This is a genomic window from Amycolatopsis rhabdoformis, from assembly GCF_035918295.1.
Classification (GTDB): domain Bacteria; phylum Actinomycetota; class Actinomycetes; order Mycobacteriales; family Pseudonocardiaceae; genus Amycolatopsis; species Amycolatopsis rhabdoformis.
The window spans coordinates 1,940,338-1,958,481 of record NZ_CP142149.1 but is presented as its reverse complement, the minus strand read 5'-3'; the positions used below and the strand labels follow the sequence as shown (position 1 = coordinate 1,958,481).

13 protein-coding genes and 1 pseudogene are annotated in these 18,144 nt (G+C 65.1%); 9 read left to right on the top strand and 5 right to left on the bottom strand.

Annotated elements, in window-relative coordinates:
- Positions 1-113 precede the first annotated feature (113 nt).
- From VSH64_RS09135 to VSH64_RS09125, 3 genes are all read left to right on the top strand, one after another.
- On the top strand, positions 114-1,031 hold the full coding sequence (locus tag VSH64_RS09135) for a helix-turn-helix domain-containing protein (RefSeq protein ID WP_326835079.1): 918 nt from the start codon (positions 114-116) through the stop codon (positions 1,029-1,031).
- Between the two features lie 388 nt (positions 1,032-1,419).
- Positions 1,420-5,289 carry a YobI family P-loop NTPase gene (locus VSH64_RS09130; RefSeq protein ID WP_326835078.1) on the top strand — a complete coding sequence of 1,290 codons (3,870 nt, stop codon included), beginning with the start codon at positions 1,420-1,422 and terminating at the stop codon, positions 5,287-5,289.
- Positions 5,290-5,440: 151 nt separating this feature from the next.
- The gene (locus tag VSH64_RS09125) at positions 5,441-5,707 is read left to right on the top strand and encodes a hypothetical protein (RefSeq protein ID WP_326835077.1); all 267 of its coding nucleotides are present in this window, start codon (positions 5,441-5,443) and stop codon (positions 5,705-5,707) included.
- Between the two features lie 783 nt (positions 5,708-6,490).
- Here VSH64_RS09125 and VSH64_RS09120 read toward each other — a convergent pair.
- The 3 genes from VSH64_RS09120 to VSH64_RS09110 form a co-directional block, all read right to left on the bottom strand.
- Positions 6,491-7,714, bottom strand: coding sequence for an MFS transporter (locus VSH64_RS09120; RefSeq protein ID WP_326835076.1), 1,224 nt, complete (start codon positions 7,712-7,714; stop codon positions 6,491-6,493).
- A complete protein-coding gene (locus VSH64_RS09115; protein ID WP_326835075.1) occupies positions 7,711-8,460 on the bottom strand; it encodes an amidase family protein in 750 nt (249 codons plus the stop codon). The genes VSH64_RS09120 and VSH64_RS09115 overlap by 4 nt, the downstream gene beginning before the upstream one ends.
- A 259-nt stretch (positions 8,461-8,719) precedes the next feature.
- Complete coding sequence (locus tag VSH64_RS09110; RefSeq protein ID WP_326835074.1) at positions 8,720-10,186, bottom strand: recombinase family protein; 1,467 nt, start codon at positions 10,184-10,186, stop codon at positions 8,720-8,722.
- Between VSH64_RS09110 and VSH64_RS09105 the strand changes: the two are divergent.
- The 5 genes and pseudogenes from VSH64_RS09105 to VSH64_RS09090 all read left to right on the top strand — a co-directional run.
- Positions 10,170-10,751: pseudogene (locus VSH64_RS09105) on the top strand (helix-hairpin-helix domain-containing protein); the annotation flags it as partial. The gene VSH64_RS09110 and the pseudogene VSH64_RS09105 overlap by 17 nt on opposite strands.
- Positions 10,752-10,791: 40 nt before the next feature.
- Entirely contained in the window at positions 10,792-11,274 is a 483-nt protein-coding gene (locus tag VSH64_RS09100; protein ID WP_326835073.1) for an alkyl sulfatase C-terminal domain-containing protein, read from the top strand.
- A gap of 144 nt (positions 11,275-11,418) precedes the next feature.
- The gene (locus VSH64_RS48475; protein WP_407655638.1) at positions 11,419-11,841 is read left to right on the top strand and encodes a SulP family inorganic anion transporter; all 423 of its coding nucleotides are present in this window, start codon (positions 11,419-11,421) and stop codon (positions 11,839-11,841) included.
- A gap of 433 nt (positions 11,842-12,274) precedes the next feature.
- Positions 12,275-13,984 carry a WD40 repeat domain-containing protein gene (locus tag VSH64_RS09095; RefSeq protein WP_326835072.1) on the top strand — a complete coding sequence of 570 codons (1,710 nt, stop codon included), beginning with the start codon at positions 12,275-12,277 and terminating at the stop codon, positions 13,982-13,984.
- Positions 13,985-14,276: 292 nt separating this feature from the next.
- Complete coding sequence (locus VSH64_RS09090; protein ID WP_326835071.1) at positions 14,277-16,319, top strand: APC family permease; 2,043 nt, start codon at positions 14,277-14,279, stop codon at positions 16,317-16,319.
- 31 nt (positions 16,320-16,350) lie between these two features.
- Here VSH64_RS09090 and VSH64_RS09085 read toward each other — a convergent pair whose 3' ends face one another.
- Positions 16,351-17,181 (bottom strand): SDR family NAD(P)-dependent oxidoreductase, encoded by an 831-nt coding sequence (locus VSH64_RS09085; protein WP_326835070.1) that lies wholly within the window; start codon positions 17,179-17,181, stop codon positions 16,351-16,353.
- A gap of 392 nt (positions 17,182-17,573) precedes the next feature.
- Here VSH64_RS09085 and VSH64_RS09080 point away from each other — a divergent pair, with 392 nt between their 5' ends.
- Entirely contained in the window at positions 17,574-17,822 is a 249-nt protein-coding gene (locus VSH64_RS09080) for a hypothetical protein (protein ID WP_326835069.1), read from the top strand.
- Between the two features lie 117 nt (positions 17,823-17,939).
- On the opposite strand, the gene VSH64_RS09075 is transcribed toward VSH64_RS09080, so the two are convergent.
- The gene (locus tag VSH64_RS09075; protein ID WP_326835068.1) at positions 17,940-18,074 is read right to left on the bottom strand and encodes a hypothetical protein; all 135 of its coding nucleotides are present in this window, start codon (positions 18,072-18,074) and stop codon (positions 17,940-17,942) included.
- Positions 18,075-18,144 lie beyond the last annotated feature (70 nt).

Sequence of the window (18,144 nt, the reverse complement as noted above, 5' to 3'; positions counted from 1 at the left end):
AACCCGCGATTCATTGTCCGCCACGGGCTCCGCGTCGGCCCTCGCCGGCGTGACGTCACACCGCACCCCACAACTGCGGCACCACCCGCAACGCTTTGAAAGGACCACCCGTCTTGCGAGGCACCCCCACTATCACCCCACGGATAAGAATCCTCGCCGCCACCCTCCGCGCAGCCCGCCAAGACGCCCACTTCGGCCTCCGCGAACTCGCCCGCCGCCTCGACATCAACCCGTCGCTCCTGGCCCACTGGGAACGCGGCACGCGTACCCCGACCTCCGGCGACGTCGCCCAAATCCTCGGCGCCCTCGGCGTCCCCCGCGACCACAAACGCCACATCCTCAACCTCGCCCACGGCACCACCGACTCTGCCTGGATTATTCCCGGCCCACACGTCACACCAGACCACTTCGCGGCGGACGCCGCGCACCAGGCCTCTGCGACGTCGGTGACCGTCTGGAGTCCGCTCATGGTCCCTGCGCTTATGCAGATTCGTGACTACGCCCGCGCAGTCGGGGCGAACGAAGCGACCGTCTCGGAGACGTCGAGCAGGTCCGCCACGGAGTTCACCGCGTGCCGCCAGCCAGCCCCGATGACATCGGCCGTCCCCACGGAAGTCTTCGTCGGAGCTGCCGCCTTGCAAGACACCATCAACAATGACGAGACCATGCTGCGGCAGGTGAGGTTCCTCTCTGACGTCTCGGCGGTTACCCAGTCGGTGCTCGTCCGTGTCGTACCGAGCGCCGCCGGTCCCCATCCCGGGCTCGCAGGCCCGTTCACGCTCTTCGCCATGGACGACGGCAGCTCAGTCGCGCGCATCGAGACCTATGGGGCAACGATCCACCTCGTGGACGACCACGCTCTCTACCAGGACTCCGTCACGAAGCTCGCCGCCGTGGCCCTCTCGGTAGACGATTCAGCGAACTTCATCGACGCCTGCATCGCGGAGCGGGACGCGTTGGTGCAGGAGCACACCCGCTACGACACAGTCTGCGACTTGGACGATGTGTGCGCGCAGCTCGGTTCGGCCTGAGGCGCGGCCCAATCGGCGCCCCTACTCGGTCGGAGCCTCGACTGTTCGCCACACGACTCCATACTGACCCAGCAAGACACATAGGGTAGATCATCTCCGAGGTCGGCTCCGTGCCCAAGGCGTCCCCACGATGGAAAGTCTAGTTCTACCTGGCGACTTTCAAGCAGGGCAAGGCGGTCGGTGCAGCCCGCCCCAGCCCGGCGGGTGCGCGAATCATGAGAGTCGACAGGAACCCGGGCGTGGCTACCCGCACTCGTCGGTACTGGCTGAGAACATAGTCGTCGGTAGTGGTGCCGGCGAGGAGTCGGCAGTCAAGATCAGGACGCAATTTCGAGGGACATTGATGACAGCGGACAGGGAGAACCAGCCTCGCTGGCGGCTGCGAACCATGATCGGCAAGAGCGCTGCCTGGGTCGCCGAGCGGGTAGCTCAAGACGCCAGTGCGGAGGTGGATTCTCGCCTTGAATTCTCGCCGCTCACGCCTCAATTCAAGGCGAACCAGCACGACGACTTTGTTTCTCACTTAAACAATGCGTTAAACGACGACGAGATTCGCAACATCGCGGTGACGGGCCGCTATGGGGCAGGTAAATCGAGCGTCCTGAAAGAGTTCGCCCGCCAGAATCAGCATCGGGTTCTATTCCTGTCGCTGTCAACCCTCGGCCCGGAAGAACCGGAGGATCAAAAAGAACAAAAAAACGCAGACGAAACTCGGACAAACCAAATCGAGAAGGAACTGGTCAAACAACTCCTTCACCGAGAGAAGCCGAGGCGACTGCGGCAGTCTCGATACCAGCGAATAGAACGACTCCCTTCGTGGCGTGCTTTGTTGGAGTCCGGCGCCGCTTTATCCTTGGTTGCAGTCGGAATGTGGCTTTTCGACGTGTTTCCCGGGGTATTCAAGTTGCATGGCAATGCACCCATCTGGCTTCGCCTCGGTGCTGCCGCCTTGTTCGCAGGATTCCTGATCGCCCTCCTGGCGGCAATACGCGTCGCGATCCACAACCGACTCATCGTGTCGCAGATTTCCGCTGCCGGCGCCGCCATTACTCTTGCGAACAAATCTGAAACGTATTTCGACAAGTATCTCGATGAGATTATTTACTTCTTCGAGTCACGTTCTCGTATCGACGTCGTCGTATTCGAAGACCTCGACCGGTTCAATCAGGCCGGGATCTTCGAGGCGCTTCGTGAGCTCAATACAATTTTGAACACCAGTAAACAGATTACAGGTAGGCGGCCACGGTGGCGCGGACGGAGATCTGTTCGATTCGTGTACGCCCTTCGTGACAGCATCTTCGAGCAGCTTGGTCATGACACCAAGACGCTGGATGATGATGCCGCACAGGCTGAAGCGGTCCGCGCCAATCGGACAAAGTTCTTCGACCTTGTTATCCCACTTGTCCCGTTCATTACCCATCGTACCGCCAGGGAATTGCTAGGCCAGGTCCTTGTCGATGATCGACTCACGCCTGTGCCCAAGGTTAGCGATGAACTCGTTGATCTAGTGGCTCGCCACATTCCGGATATGCGACTACTGACGAATATCCGCAACGAATACTCGATCTTCGCTAAGCGCCTAATCACAGACGGCCACGGCATGGAGACGCTTGCTGCTGACCGACTGTTCGCCCTGGTCGTCTACAAGAACCTTCACCTGGAAGACTTTGAACTTATGCTGCTTGGGCGCAGCAAACTTGATGCCGTTTACCGGCTTAGTCGGGATCTAGTGTCCGAGAGCGTGGCAACGCGTCGTACGCGGATTAGAACAATTGACGACGGCATCACCCTGCAAACCTCTGTCGAGAAGCAGGCAGCAAGTTGGGGCCAACGTCTTATCTGGTTCTTCAACAAGATCGCCGAAGCGTCACCGAATATATCTGTCGGCGCATACCAAATTGGAGATTTCGAACATAATTCAGCCAAGGTTGTCGATGCGGATTTTTGGCGCGAGATTTTCGAACACAACACTGGCGTCAGCGCGAAAATCAACGTATACGGGCAATGGAGTGTTGTCTCACTCAGCATGGACGAGCTTAAAGACGTTCTTAACGGGGGATTCGAAATCGGCGAATGGCCTGGGGTTGCAGAAGATGAGCAACTACGAAATCGGGCTGACCTTCTAGCTGATCTAGATAAACTGCGGATAGCTGATTTTATCGATCTATCCAAGCGGTCCGACTTCACCCTTACAATCAGTGGCGTAGCGGCTCCCTTCTCGAAACTCGTCGAAGACGAGATAGATTCCGAGCTGGCCCGATCCATGATTACTGGCGGGTACATCGACCGGTACTACAACATGTACGCTGCTCAATACTACGGCGAGCGTGTCCCACCTAGAGCGATGAGCTACATCGTGCAGAACGTTGACAAGAACCAGCCGGACATCAACTACACCTTTGAAAGTAATGCCGAAATTGCAGCGCTCCTAAAGGAAACTAGGAGCTCGTTTCTCGGTGATGTAAGCGCGTATAATGTTGGAATACTTGACTACCTACTCGAGACTGGTGATGACGGAGCCCATGTCGTGCTCGACAATGTGATCCGAAACGTTGGAGAAAAAGAGCGAGAGCTCCTTGACGCTTACTTCAGCGAAGGTACGCACGCCAACAAGGCCATCGTTTACCTCGCGTCATGCTGGCGGGATATCTTTGTTGAACTGGTTGACACGGCAGAACTCTCTCACAATAAGCGAATCAAGTTTGTCGATATCGCGCTCGCGAACTCGACTGACGAGGTTAAGTACCTTCTCGGCGACACCGTACGCCAGTTTTTCCATAGCAATCAGAGGGAATTTTGTACGATCGCGGCGGTAACGCATGACGTCGAATCCAAGCCTGCGATCAGCGATGAGACCCCAGTGGATACTGAGCGCGCCATCGCTAACGCCGTTCGCATGCTCAGCCGCGCTTATTTCGAGTGTGACGACCTCAGTGCCGTTAACGAATCCGCAATGAGGCTCCTCGTCGAATATGATTGCTACGAATTTAATTCAGCCAACGTCAGATTTGCCCTTGGTCAGGCGACGTCATTAAGTCTGGACCACATCCGCAGTCTTAATACTGAAATTTACCAAGACGCCCTCGAACGCATTGAGGAGTATCTCAAGATCATCGAATTCGAACACTCATTTATGAGCGTCAATAGTACTTCAGGTCAGCATTTGACCAACTGGAGCATTGAAAATCCGGAAGAATTCACGTCAATTACCGTCAACGTCGCCGAACTAGATAAGAGATACGCGGTGAGAATTTTTCGTATAGCCAATCCTGACTGTGCCGTAAAGGAAATTACGGATGTTCCAGAATATGTTTGGGAGACGCTTGCTGAATGTCAGCGCTTCCCGGCAACGCTTAATAACGTGGACCTCTACATAAAACAACGTGGCGAAATTGACACTGGGTTGGCTAGTGTCCTCACTGCGGCCGAATCTATAACATTGCCCGCATCAGGTGATGACAGAGGGGATGGCGAGGCTGCCGCCGACGCCGACGCCGACGCGAAAGTTATTGAAGTCGAGGCGGCTAAGATTCGAGTAGCCGAGGCGGTACTTAACGCCTCCGATGCTATCCCAGATTCAAAAACCCGCGTGAAATTAGCTGAATCTCTGGCCCTCAAAGATCGGCTTCCGGTCGTCAAGGTTCCCTCCGAGACAGGCTTGCTTCTGGGACTCCTCCTCGAAGCCAATATTTGTAGCGATGAGGCTATCACATTCTCGCATTTCAACCTGGAGGACTGGCCAACGCTTAGTTATGGCATCGACAAATCTGAACATTTTTCTGAATTTGTAACGCCTGACTTGCTCAACCCTCTGACAACTGAGCAGATCTTTGAAAGTGTTAGCGTCAGAGATAACGTTAAGATCGAAATCCTTCGTCGTTTTAACGAGTTTGTCTCAATTGACGATGAGGCCACTCTCGCTGCAGCGGGTCGCGCCGCACTGGCTCTCGACGTCAACCCCGGCGTCTCGGGAATTACGAAAATCGCTCAAGGAACGGAAGACCGTAGCCTTGTTGTTCCGTTGATCCACCACTTTATCGACGACCTCGCCGGAGATGAGGTCCTCGGTGTGTTACTAAGCCTTGGGGGACCTTATGGTCGTTTGACCACGCCTGGCGAGACGCTCACGTTCCCCAGGGATACTCATCATGAAGTCGTGCTCCAAGTTTTGAAGGCGGACGGACGTATCCGCTCCCGTGCGTATACGAAGTCGCTCCTCAAGGATGCCCGCATTGAGGTCGAGGTCTTACGGCCCTGATCCATGCGGGTCAGGCAACCGAGGTTAGCTGTATCGGAATTCTTGCACCCCGCTTCCGCTCTCATGTGGAGTGCGAGAGGTCCAGCCTCGACCGGGGCGTCGGCTTGGGTACTTCTTTATTCTGGAGGACAGCCCCTGATCACCCTCGACGGTGCGTATCGACGAGGGCACGTTCCCCGCCGAGAAGATCTGGCATCAGGCGTCCTACCAAAGGCGGTTCAGCGTGTTCTGCGAGCGGCTGCTGGCTGAAGGGATTTACGACTCCATCTACTACATCACGTCGTCGCCCACTGACGCAAAACCCGATGAACTGGTGCCACAGCTCGACTGGCAGCACTTCTCGTCCGCTGTCAACGCGCGGATCGCGTTTCTTCAAGGTGTCGGCATTCCCGGTGACATAGGGATGCTGCCGATCTAGGCGGCCGTGAAACCTCAGCTCGCGTTGCAGGGCGGGTCATGCCGGCGCGTCGGTGCGTTCTCGGGCTCCCCTCGGGCTCACAACTGCCGGGCCGTGTCGCCTGGTCCGCGCCGGTTGACAGTGCCATTTGAAGAGTCGGCAGGGCGCGCCGGGGAAGTCGCCGAGCTCGCGAGCCGGGCGGTGGTGTGGCCGTAATGCGGCTCAGGGGGTGGCTTGCTCAGGACCTTGCTCTGTAGATCAGGCATTAGCTACGGCCGCCAGAGGCGGTGTCGAGCGGAGAGGCACGGTCCGCGCCTCGTTCGCTGCGGCCGACCCAGTGGCAGTTCTGACAGCGGTCCCACCTTGGGCTCACAGATCGACAAAGCCCACCGACAGCGACCCTGAAATTCAGAGAAACTGTTGGTGGGCTTTGCTTTTCGACTGTGCGCCATCAGGGACTCGAACCCCGAACCCGCTGGTTAAGAGTCGCGGCCTGACCTGTCGGACGGTGCCGAGTGATGCCGAAGACGGTCGTTTTCCTGGGACTCCGGACACCTGCGGTGTCGACCTATGCCGCCATCTGCCGTCGCGTTCCGACCACTCGGGCTCGCACGTGCCGGACTGTGTTGCCTGATCACACGCCGGTCGAAACGGTCCCGTGGCGAGCCTACCGACGCGACCGGCTCTCGCGTTCTCCGCGAGCCCACAGCGTCGATGGTGCCGAGATGGCGGGGCTTAACGCATGAGAATCTGGGCTCTTCGATCGACGGACTGAAGACCGTGTTACGAGGAGTGCGCTGTCAATTACGCTGGTCGGGAGATCCGGCGGATGGGGCGGCTGGCCAGGCCGGTCGCCGCGCAGGTCAGGAGCACCGCGGAGCAAAGCACGGCCCCCGCTCGGGGGCCGAACGCATTTGCGACCGAACCGATGATGTTGTTGGTCGCCAGTAAGGTCACGCTCTGGATAACCGAGAGGATCGCTTGGACGCGCGCTAAGTGTGTGTCGGGAGCGGCACTGAGCAGCAACGGGCTCAGGTGTCCGACGAACACTCCGCTCGCCGTGCCCGTCACCAACCCGCCGGCGAGGGCTACTGGTATCGAAGGTGCGAAGCCGACGATCAGCTGTCCCACGGCGACCATGGCCAGCGCGCAGGCGGCGACCATGCCAGGGCGGGCGAGAATGCCCCGGCGGCTGATGATCAGCGCAGCCACGATCGTGCCGACGCTTTGGGCTCCGACGACGAACCCGGCCCCGGCAGAGCTCCATCCGTGGCCCCGGGCGAGCAACGGGATCAGCAGTGAGGTGAACGGCAAGACAAATCCCGCGGCGCCCGCGACCAGGAGCAGCACTGGCCCCAGACCGGCTGTCTTGACCACAACCCGGATACCTTCTCCCACTTCACGCAGGATGTGCTTGCGTTGCCCTGGCGATGGCGGGGTGAACCGTGGACGCACCATCATGAGCACGACCAGGACGACAGCGAATGTCGTCGCGTCGATCCACGCCGCAGCAGACAGTCCGGCGAAAGCGACTAATGCTCCGCCGAGAGGGGGGCCGATCATGCCGACGAGCTGGGTACCACTCTGGCGTAGTGCAACCGCGCGGGGAAGCAGCTTGGGTTCGACCAGCCGGCGCGGCATGGAGCCCGCCGAGGGCAGGTAGAACGCGTCGTTTGTACCGACCACCAGAGCCGCGATCACCAGCATCACCAGCGGAGTCCCGACCGCTCCCGACACCACTGCCAGCGCGACCGCGACGACGAGCATCACCGCGTCACCGACGATCATGACCTGCCGGGCGCCGAGCCGGTCACCGACCGCACCCCCGAGCAGGAGCAGGACTGTCCTGGGCAGCGCGACCGCCGACAGAACCCAGGCCGCCGCGAGCCCACCGTGGGCCGAGGCCGCCCAACCGAGCGCGAAGTACAACGCCGCGTCGCCGAGCTGCGACACCAGCGCGCCGCCGAGCCAGACGTGGAAGACCCCAGGCAGTGCGGCTTTCTCCGCCTGGACGGACGTTGCGGTCATTGACCGGTACTCCTCGCGGTGGCGACGGGCGACGAGCGCTCAGGGCGTCGGAAGCCGCCTACAGCGCGCTCGACGTCAGCTGCGAGCGCTAAGAGTGACCGATCGTACCCGCGGCGTGCGGTTAGCAGGACTGCGGCCGGGGACTCGGGGAGATCGGGCACCCAGACCGGAACGGCGACGCTCGGCCTGCCTTCGACGTTAGCCGGGATGGTGAACGGTGCGAACTCGGCTTGCGCGGCGAGCGCGGCCGCCGGGTCGGGTCGACGCAGCTCACCGATCGCCAGCTGCGGGCGAGCGCAGACCGGGCTGAGCTCGACGTCGACTCGTCCGCTCGCGGAGCGGGTCCGGGCGGCGCTCAGCCGGGCGAGCTCTTCGGACAACTCTGCGGGTGTGATGGCGGCGCCGCGGCGGCGCAACAGCTTGGTGACTTCGTGCAGGTCGTTCTCCCGCCCGGCTGGGACCGGCATCCTGGCCACGTGCGCGGCCCTCGCGGTGAAGTAGGCGGTGGTGATGTCGTCTCGGGCCTGGCAGCCGATCTCGACCAATTCGTGGCCAGCTCGTTCCAATGCGTCTGCCGCTGCCCTTACCGCCGCCCGGACCCGCGGATCTATCGATGCGAGGGCATTGTCGGAGCAGACTCCGACACGCCACCGGGCTGGCAGCGGGCTCTCCGGGAGGTGACCGAGCGCTGCGGCGGCCACTCGAACGTCGGCGACGTCGCGGGCGAGAATGCCGTCCACCGACATCGCGCGCCAAGACAACGCGCCGTCCGGACCGCGTCGACACTCAGGCAGAACGCCAATGCCGGGTTGAGCGCCGATGCAGCGCCCTCGAACTGATCCGGTCGGCCATGGAAGACAGCATCTTCCTCACCGGCCACTTGGTACCGCCAGCGATGGAGTCACCGGTGATGCCGTTGCTCGCCAACCTAGTTTCCCGACCCTCTGCAAGAAGACCCTTGCCACAGACGCGACGCTACCTGCCAATGCCGGCATTGGCAGGTAGTCAACGAGACAGCGGCAAGCGTGTGGTTAGTGTGCAAGTCGCCCCTCGGACACACGCACTATCTACACCGGGGCTGGTCGTCGCATAGACGGCCAGCTCTTTTGGTTCGTAGCGTAACTCCAGGTTCAGCGCTCGGTACAGGCGGCTCAGGCCAGCCGTCGTCGCGTCGGCCAGCGTCCCGGAGACGTCGCCGAGACCGTCAATCCTCGCGTAGATCTCGGCAACCGTCACGTTCGACTCTGCCGGAACGGTGTCGATCTGCGCCCGCGCCGCCGCGCACTCTGCTTGGGCTTGGTTGATCGGGTCGACCAGTGCCGTCGGGTCGACGCCGGCGGAAATGGCGGCCTGATAGCGCTTGAGCCGTGCCTCGGCGTCCGCCAGCCGGTTGCGCGCAGCTTCGAAGTTGCCGCCCGCTCCGCTGCCGTTCGACCCGAGCAATGCCGCTGCTGTCTTGTCGACGTTGTCCCGGTGGAACAGCTCGCGGATCCACCCGTTGATTGCTTCGACCACAACCGATTCACGGAGGTTGACCGTCGTCGGGTGATCCGCCAGTTTCAGCGAGCCGGGCGCCATGGTCCGAGAGGTGCAGCGGTAGTAGGCGCCCTTCCTGATTGTCGCGCCTTGCATCTTCCGGCCGCAGACTCCGCAGCGAACGAGACCCCGAAGCAGGTACGAACGCGCGGTTGTCCGCCCGCCCCGCTCCGCCTTGCGCGCGGTCGCGAGCCCGCCCGCGGACTTCGAACGCCGCAGAAGCTGTGCCTGGGTGAAGGTCTCCACGGAGATGATCTCCGGGTGGGCCGGCACTCGTGACCGAACGACGCGATCCGGGTCGGAGCGTCGGAAGCGCACCACATGCCCCGCGGCCACGTCATCAGGGTCCAGCAGCGTTTCATGCTTGGTCCAGCGTCCGAAGATCGCGAACCCGGTGTATCGCGGGTTGTCCAGGATCGCTCGCACAGAGCTACCTTGCCAACCGTCCGCACGGCGATGCCGATTCTGCTCCGGCCGGCGCTCCGACGGACACGGAATCCCCTCCACGTTCAACAGGTTCGCGATCGCCCGGTCGCCGTTGCCGTCCAGATATTCGGCGAAGATCCGGCGCACGACGTCGGCCGTCTCTTCGTCGATCGCCAGCACACGCAACCGAAATCCTTCCGCTGCCTTACGCGGATTCGGATGCGGCCCGCCGTCAACGACCTTGTACCCGTACGGCGCCCGGCCGCCTTGGTGACGTCCTTCGTTGATCACCTGGGCATCCATCGCCGCGCGCACGCGTGCCTGGACGTGTTGGCGCTGCGATTCGCTCATGCCGGCGAGCACGCTCATCAACATCTTCTGCGACAGGTTCCGCGGGTCGTACTTCGCGCCCAACTCCGGCACCCACAGATCGACGCCGTAGGCAGCGAACCTCGGCGCGATAAGCGAGAACTGGTTGCCGAACCAGCACCGCATGCCGTCGCCGACCACGATCGCATTCCATGAGTTTGTCGCGGCCCACAACGCCGTCCACATCGGACTGCGCGACCTCGACCTCGCCGACGCGGCCGTCCCCGACATGTTGTGCGAGACCGACGTTGTCGGCCTGTGCCAGGGCGAATCCGGTGCGCAACTCGGCACCCTGTCGCGCTTGCGGCCTCGGCGGTTCCACGATCTGGTCGTCGAGGACGCGGTGACCCGGCCGGCCCCGATCCAGAGCGGCTCGGTGCGCCCCCACATCCGCCGCCGGGCGGTGAAGAAAAGGGGTAGCACGCGCGTCCGCTTCCCGACGGCGTCACCACCCTCGAACCCGCGCTCAACCTCTCTGCCCCAGTCGACCCTGGAATCCAGGGAGGACTCCGAGGGCAGGGTGGCAATCCGGCTCGGACAGGCCGGAATCCGCAAGGTCGGCGAGGATTCCACCGAGAAGATCGTCGCGGAACGCGATACCGGCGGCCCCTATGCCTCGATCAGGAACCTGACCGTGCGTGTGCAGCTCGACCGGCCAGTCGTCGAGGCCCTCGCCACCGCCGGCGTCCTCGCCGACTGTAGCCCTCATCGCCATTCCGCGCTGTGGGCCGCCGGTGCTGCCGGGGATGACCACGTTCAGCAACGGCGCCGAAAACGGGACCTGGCGCAACTTCTACCTGACCGGGGCGTTCGAACTCCGGGGCGGGACCACCGGCACGCCGACCGTGACCGCCTCCCCGGACATCCTCGCCCAGCTCACGCTCGACCAGATCTTCGACAGCGTCGCGATCCGCGTGGACGGACCACGCGCCGCAGCGCTCCGGATCGGTATCGATTGGACCGTCACCACCGGCGACACCGAAAGCGCCTACTGGTCAAGGCTGTCCCGCGGCGCACTCATCCACGGCTCGGGAACCGGTCGCGAACAAGCCGACGCACGGATTCGCCTCAGCCGTGCCGCACTGCTCGCGTTGTGCTCCGGCGCCGCCACACCCGACACGCTGGCCGAATCCGAGAGCACCACCATCGACGGACCCGCGGATGTGCTCACCCGGATGTTCGAGGTGCTCGACTCGCCGGACCCCGGGTTCGCCATCGTCACCCCTTGACCACACGGACACGGCTGGAGCACGCATCGCCGGCCGAAGGACAGGAGTCGGAAGATGGCGAACACCACTGTCCATTCCGGCCGGAGCTGGTTCCGGTGACGGGGATCTGGTCCGGCGTCGGCCAGATCCGCGCGGGGTAAGGCGATGTCCTGGCTGTTCTCGTCGCTGCGTGGCTACCGCACGAGTTGGCTGCGTGGCGACGTCGTCGCGGGACTCACGGTGTGGGCCGTTCTCGTCCCGGAGGCGCTGGCGTACGCCACGATCGCCGGCGTGCCAACGGTTGTCGGCCCGGGCTCGTTCTGGCCCGCGACGCCGGCCAGGTGCGCGACGTACTGCGCCGCGGCGACATGGTCTTTCCGACCGTACGCACGGCGATCTCGACGATCACGAGGGACGACGAAGGCGGATAAGACATCGTTCTTCCCCGGAAAAGGGGCTCAGGCCGGCTCTTCCGAACTGCCCGAACGCGCCGCAAGCGGACGCCGGCGCGGAAGCTGCTCGTTCCCGCGATGCCGCCGCTCTCGTGCTGCTGGTCGGCGCGGCCTCGATTGTGTTGGTGACCGCTAGGAACGGCGGGCGCGGCTGACCGACCCGCTGTTCCTGCCCGTCGTGATCGTAACCGTGCTCAGCCCGGTGCCTCAACGGCTGCAGCACCACTACGGCGGGCCGTCCTGGCTCGCGACCCCGTTCCTCGTACTGCTCATCCACACGCTCGCGGCGACGCTGGCGCTGGTCTCGTGGACTCCGTCGCGCAGCCGACGGCCTTGCTGCGTTCCTACGCCGCGCAGACGAGCTGGCCGCGCACGTGACAGAAGTTGATGTTCTCGCTGGCTGGAAGCGGCCTGCACCAGTTCAGATAAGAACTGTTGACCGGACTATGCCAAGACACCCCGCAACGTTGCGACGCCGCGCCAGGCACCGGCTCCCCGACGGGCTTGCATCCGGATTGCCCCGGCCTCGGGACGACTCAGGCCGTATGGTGGCAGAGGGGGTGATCGGGATGGACCTCGAAGCCGCGCTGATCGCCGACTTCACGGACCCGCTTACCCCGGCCCGTCGACGGCGCAAGACCGCGCTCAGCCTCGCGTCCTTCGGCTCGCCGGCCGCACTGCGCACTCTCGCGATGGCCTTGGCCGCGGGCACGGACCGCAGGACGGCGGCGATCGCCGAACGCGCCTTCGCGCCGGGCGCCGGCGTCGTTGCCGCGGAGGCGCTGAGCGAAGCTCTCGTCGAAACCGGCAGCCCGCGGCTGACCACCCTGGCCGCGGCCTCGGTGAACGACCTGCCGGAGCCGGGCGCCCGCGCCCTCGTCCACTTCTTGGCGGGGAAGTTCGACCGGTACGACGAGTACGACCCCGGCGGGGACGAGCTGAGGACCCTGCACGACCTGGCCGGTGACCGGTTGCGGATCCTGCTCGCCGAACGCGCTCGCGCCGGCCACCGCGTCGACTGGGCCCTCGTTGCCACTCGCGAGCCCCACCGCATGATCGATCCGGAGTGGCAGGCCGCCGTCGAGGTCCTCGCCTCCGCCGAGCGCTGGCCGTCGTTATGGGACCTACTCCCGCACGCGACCCCGGTGCACGGCCTGCGGATCGTGACCGCGCTGGCGAACGCCGGCTGGCAGCCCAGCGGTGATCGCGCGCGCCGCGCGCTGGCCGAACTCGGCCCGTTGGCCCGCGAATGCGCGGTCGACGCCGAGACGGGCGCGCTCGCGCTCGCGCCGGTGGTGCTGACCCAACACCCGGCCTGGGTGACCGGGCTCGCCGTCACCGCCGACAGCGCCCTGCTGGTGAGCGGCGACTACGACGGTGGGGTGCGGCTGTGGCAGCTGCCCTCGGGCACGCCGGCCGGCACGCTGGACGCGGGCCCGGGGCTGTGGAGCCTCGCGGTGACCCCGGACGGAAGCCTGCTGGCCACGGGCGAGCACCGCGGGCCCGTGTGGCTGTGGCGGCTGCCCTCGCGCGAACAGATCGGCCCCATCTCCGGCGCCGGGTTCGGCACCGCCAGCCTGACCGTAAGCCCGGACGGCCGCCTGCTGATCGGCGGCAGCTCGGACACCAAGGTCTGCGTCTGGAAGCTTCCGGACGGCGCCCCCGCCAAGCCGCTGACCGGCCACGAAGGCGGCGTGTGGTCCGTGACCGTCTCACCGGACGGCAAGCTCCTGGCGACCGGGGACGACCACCGCACCGTCCGGCTTTGGGAGCTGCCCGCCGGAACACCGGCCGGAACGCTGTCGTCGTCGCATGGGGGCGTGGTCACGGCACTGGTGACCACCCCGGATGGCAAGGCGGTGATCAGCGCGGACAGCGGTATGACCGCCCGCGTGTCACCCATCCTGGAAAGGCCGGGCGAGGTCCGGGTGCTGCTCGCCGAGAGCCATTTGTGGTCCTTGGCCGTCTCCCCGGACGGCGGCCTCCTGGCCGGCGGCGAACAACGCGGCACGGTCCGCCTCTGGCACCTCCCGGGCGGCGAACCCGCCGGGGTCTTGCGCGGCCACCGCGGCCCGGTCCGCGAACTGGCGATCACCCCCGACGGATCAACCCTGATCACCGGCGGCAAGGACGGAACGGTCCGCCTGTGGCCGCTGGCACTGCTGAGGGCAAGCCGGACCCCGGCCACGGACATCGACGTCGACCGCCTGCCCCCGGACACGCCCGCGACAGCCTTCGTCGCCGCCCTCGCGCGGCACGCCCGCAGCCGCACCTCGTGACCACCACGCACCCTGCCGGCCAGCGCTCACGGCTCGGCACGTCCGACGCAGGGCGCCCATCTCAACCCACCCCTCGACAACGGCGCCCTGGTCACGCCGATTCCTGTCAGCGCCGGAGGTAGTCCCCGCAATCCCGGCTACCGCCTCGCCACCGCGGAGCCGAAACCGTGTGCCGATGCGGCCCAGCACGACCAGGTGCCCCACTCCGCATCAGAACCATCCGGTGCCCCGGTTCGGCTCCACCGGACCGCAGGCCGCGAGCAAACCCGTGGTCACGGCCCGAAAAGCACGCATGAGCACTCCCCAGGTGAGGGTGTTGCGCCGCGGCACCCAGGTTCTTGATCACAACCGCGAATCACACCAGGGCCGGTATCAAGAAGTCTTTACGCCCGTCGCGCATCAGCTTCTCGTTCGCGCCACCGGGATCGTCGTCAGAAATCCGTCAATGGCTGCGGATCCGGAAGCGGTCGAACCGCAGTGTTGCGCCGTGACTACTACGCTTTCACATCCCGAGGCCCGTCGGGGCACGGACCGGGCCGAGCGGCACCGGCTGTCCGTCGTCGGCGGTCTGGCCGCGTTGTCGCTCGACGCGATGGCGTCGGTGGCCTACGGGCCCGAGGCGATCGTGATCGTGCTCGCCGCGGCCGGCGGGACCGGGCTGGGTTTCACCCTGCCGGTGACGCTCGCGATCGCGCTGCTGCTCGGTGTCCTGACGCTGTCCTACCGGCAGGTGATCGCCGCGTTCCCGGACGGCGGCGGGGCCTACGGGGTCAGCCGCGCCCACCTCGGGCGGCGGGCGTCGCTGGTCGCGGCGGCTTCGCTGATCGTCGACTACGTGCTCAACGTGGCGGTGTCCGTCGCCGCCGGCGTCGCGGCGCTGACCTCGGCGTTCCCAGCCCTGCTGCCCTCCACGCTGTGGCTGTGCCTCGGCGCGCTGGCACTGGTCACGGGTGTGAACCTGCGCGGTATCGCCGACAGCGCGCGGGTCTTCATCGTGCCCACCGCGGTCTATGTCGGGTCGATCCTGACGGTGGTGGTCGTGGGGATGTTCCGCAACGGCCCGGCTGCGACCGCGCCGACGTCCGGCTCCGGCGTGACCCTGCAGACGGTGGGAATCCTGTTGCTGCTCAAGGCTTTCGCCAACGGCTGCGCCGCGCTGACCGGTGTCGAGGCCATTGCCAACGCCGTGCCGTCGTTTCGCAAGCCGCGCGTGCGGCGCGCTCAGCGCGCAGAACTCGCGCTGGGCGGCCTGCTCGCGGTGATGCTGGTGGGGATCGCCGTGCTGATCGGGAAGTTCTCGATCCGCCCGGTCGACGGCGTCACCGTTCTCTCGCAGGTCACCAACGCGTCGCTCGGAAGCGGGTTCGGATTTTACGTCGTGCAGTTCTCCACCGTGCTCCTCCTCGCGCTCGCCGCCAACACCTCCTTCGGCGGGCTACCGGTACTGGCTCAGCTGCTCGCGAAGCACAACAACCTGCCCCACGTCTTCGCGCTGCGCGACGAACGCCGCGTGTACCGCTACGGCGTGGGGTTTCTCGCAGTCACGTCCGCACTGCTGCTCGTCGTCGCGAACGGCGACATGAACACCTTGGTCCCACTGTTCGCGATCGGCGTGTTCGTCGGCTTCACGCTCTCGCAGGTCGGTATGGTGCGGCACTGGCTGCGCGACCGGCCACGGGGTTGGCCCGGCAAAACCGCCCTCAACGGCTTGGGTGCCCTGCTCACGGGAGCCGCCGCTATCGTCGTCGCCGCGACGAAGTTCAGCGAAGGCGGCTGGCTCATCGTCGTCGCGCTGCCGGCGCTCGTCGCGGCGATGGACTGGGTCCACCGCAGCTACCGCCGCATCGGGGAGCGCCTCGAGCTGGGCCGGACCCCGCCACCGCCCCGCCCGAACCGGTCGCTCGTGATCGTGCCGGTGCACACGGTGTCCCGTCTGACCCGCGACGCGCTCGCCGCCGCACTGTCACTCGGTGACCGCGTCGAAGCCGTCCACGTCACCCATCCCGGCGACGAGCACGTCGACGAAGAGTTCGTCGAAGCCTGGGAACGCTGGCACCCCGGCGTCACACTCGTGCAACTGCACGACGAACGCCGCCGCCTCGGTCAGCCGCTCGTCGAGCACCTGCGCAAGAACAAGGGCTGCCACGTCTTCGTCCTCATCGCCGAGGTCGAACCGGACCACCCCTGGCAACGGTTCCTGCAAAACCGCCGCGGTGCCGTCCTTGCCCGCGCCCTGCGCCGCCGCTCCGACGCCGTCGTGTGCCGCATGCGCTTCCGCCTCGACGGCGCCGGGCGAACAACGCCGGAACCGGTCGCCTCAGGCAGGAACCCCTGAATCCGCGGGCCAGCTGAGAACACCACGAGGTTCACGCGCGGTCAGTCCGGCGCTGGTCGAGGAGGGTGAGGCGCTCGCTCACCCGCCAGAGCTTGCCGACAGCTTCGGGTTCCACCGCGGCCGAGGCCGCCCTGGCGGGAAGGCGGCCGTCGTAGAAGCAGCCGTTGAGGACCTTCGCGTCCGGGTCGGCGAGGCGGGCGAGAACCTCGGCGCCCTCGCTGACCGGGCGCCCGCGGTAGCTGTAGTGCGGAAGCATGCCGGTGGCGATGATGCCGGGGTGCACGCTGATGGCTTCGTGGATCTTGGGCTCCAGTTCCGTGAGGGCGGCAGTGAACATGGTGAGCGCGAGCTTCGACTGCGCGTAGGCAGCCCCACGGTTGTAACGGCGCTTCCAACTCGGATCGGTCCAGTTGATCCGGCCGCCGCGGTGCAGCGACGAGCTCACGTTCACCACGCGGCCGACGGGCGACGCGGCGAGCGTGTTGACGAGTAGCCGGGTCAGCAGGTAGGGGGCGAGGTAGTTGACCTGGAAGGTCTGCTCGTGGCCGTCCTTGGTGACGGTCCGGTGGTTGGTACCGCCGATGCCGGCGTTGTTGACCAGGACGTCGAGTTGCGGGTACGTGTCAGCGACCGCGGCAGCGAGATCGGCAACCTGACGCAGATCGGCGAAGTCGGCGATCGCGGGCTGCAGCCGACGTGAGTCGACGCCGGAGTTGACGAGCCGCTGGTAGGCTGCTGCGCCCTCCTCGTCGTTCCGCGCGTGCACGACCACGGTGGCGCCGGGGGTGGCGAGGCGCCGCACGGTTTCGAAGCCGATGCCGTCGGTGCTTCCGGTGAGCATGATGACACGATTTTCGGGCATGTTCCATCCACAGTGGATTCTGAGGCGCATGGGCGCCGATGGGTGTGATCCGCCAGCCGGCCCAAGTTCCGCGTCGCCAGACGCCGAAGATCAGGCCGGCGCCGGATCAGGCGGCCGGTCGTCGTGACGCACAGCCCTCCCGTGCACCCGAAAGCCACCTTTGCCCATGCTCCAGAGCGAAACCCATTTCTCAGCCCCAGGCAAGGAAAGACAGGCGAACTTGCAGTTTCCTTGCACAAGGGGAACCTCGACGCGCGGACGTCTGCGCGCTGCGCTCAGGCGTAAGGGACACGCGAAGAAGTGCCGCGACGCCGTCAATGAGCTGTGCCGACCCCACCGGATAACCGTCCACAACGGCCATGGTCACCACTCGGACAGCAGAGGGGAGCACCATGCCTGCCGAACCCGATCTCCAGATGACGGACCGGATTCTCGGACAGCGCATCGGGAGCGTCCACATCAGCCACTGCAGCCACGATGGCGCGATCTCCGTGGTGGTGGCACTCGACGGCGCCGTTGTCGACCTGCGGATCACCGAGGCCGCGGCGCACCGCCCGCCCGGAGAGCTCGCCCGGGATATCCTCGCCTGCATTCACGCCGCCCAAGCGCCGTTCCTCGGGATCACCCCATCAAACGGCTGAGCCCGATCCAGACGTGGATTTCCTGAGCGACATGGTCGTGGTCCTGATCACGGCCACGGATCCACAGCGTGTTCCGCCGCGCTTGCCCACGATCCGCTCGAAGGACCCGACCCACCGTCAACGACGGCGGGCGGACCGGCGCGCCGTCCGGTCCCGGTGGCCGATGTTCAGCAAACGCTGGATGCCCCTGAGCGCGAGCGCGAACAGGAGGAAACCACCGATCAGCATCGCCGAATACTCGAGACCGTTCACGTGTTCACCCTCTTCTCCGTGCGTAGGCCGGCGCAGCGTGCAGTGTGTGCACCGTCGGTTCGCGAGCAGC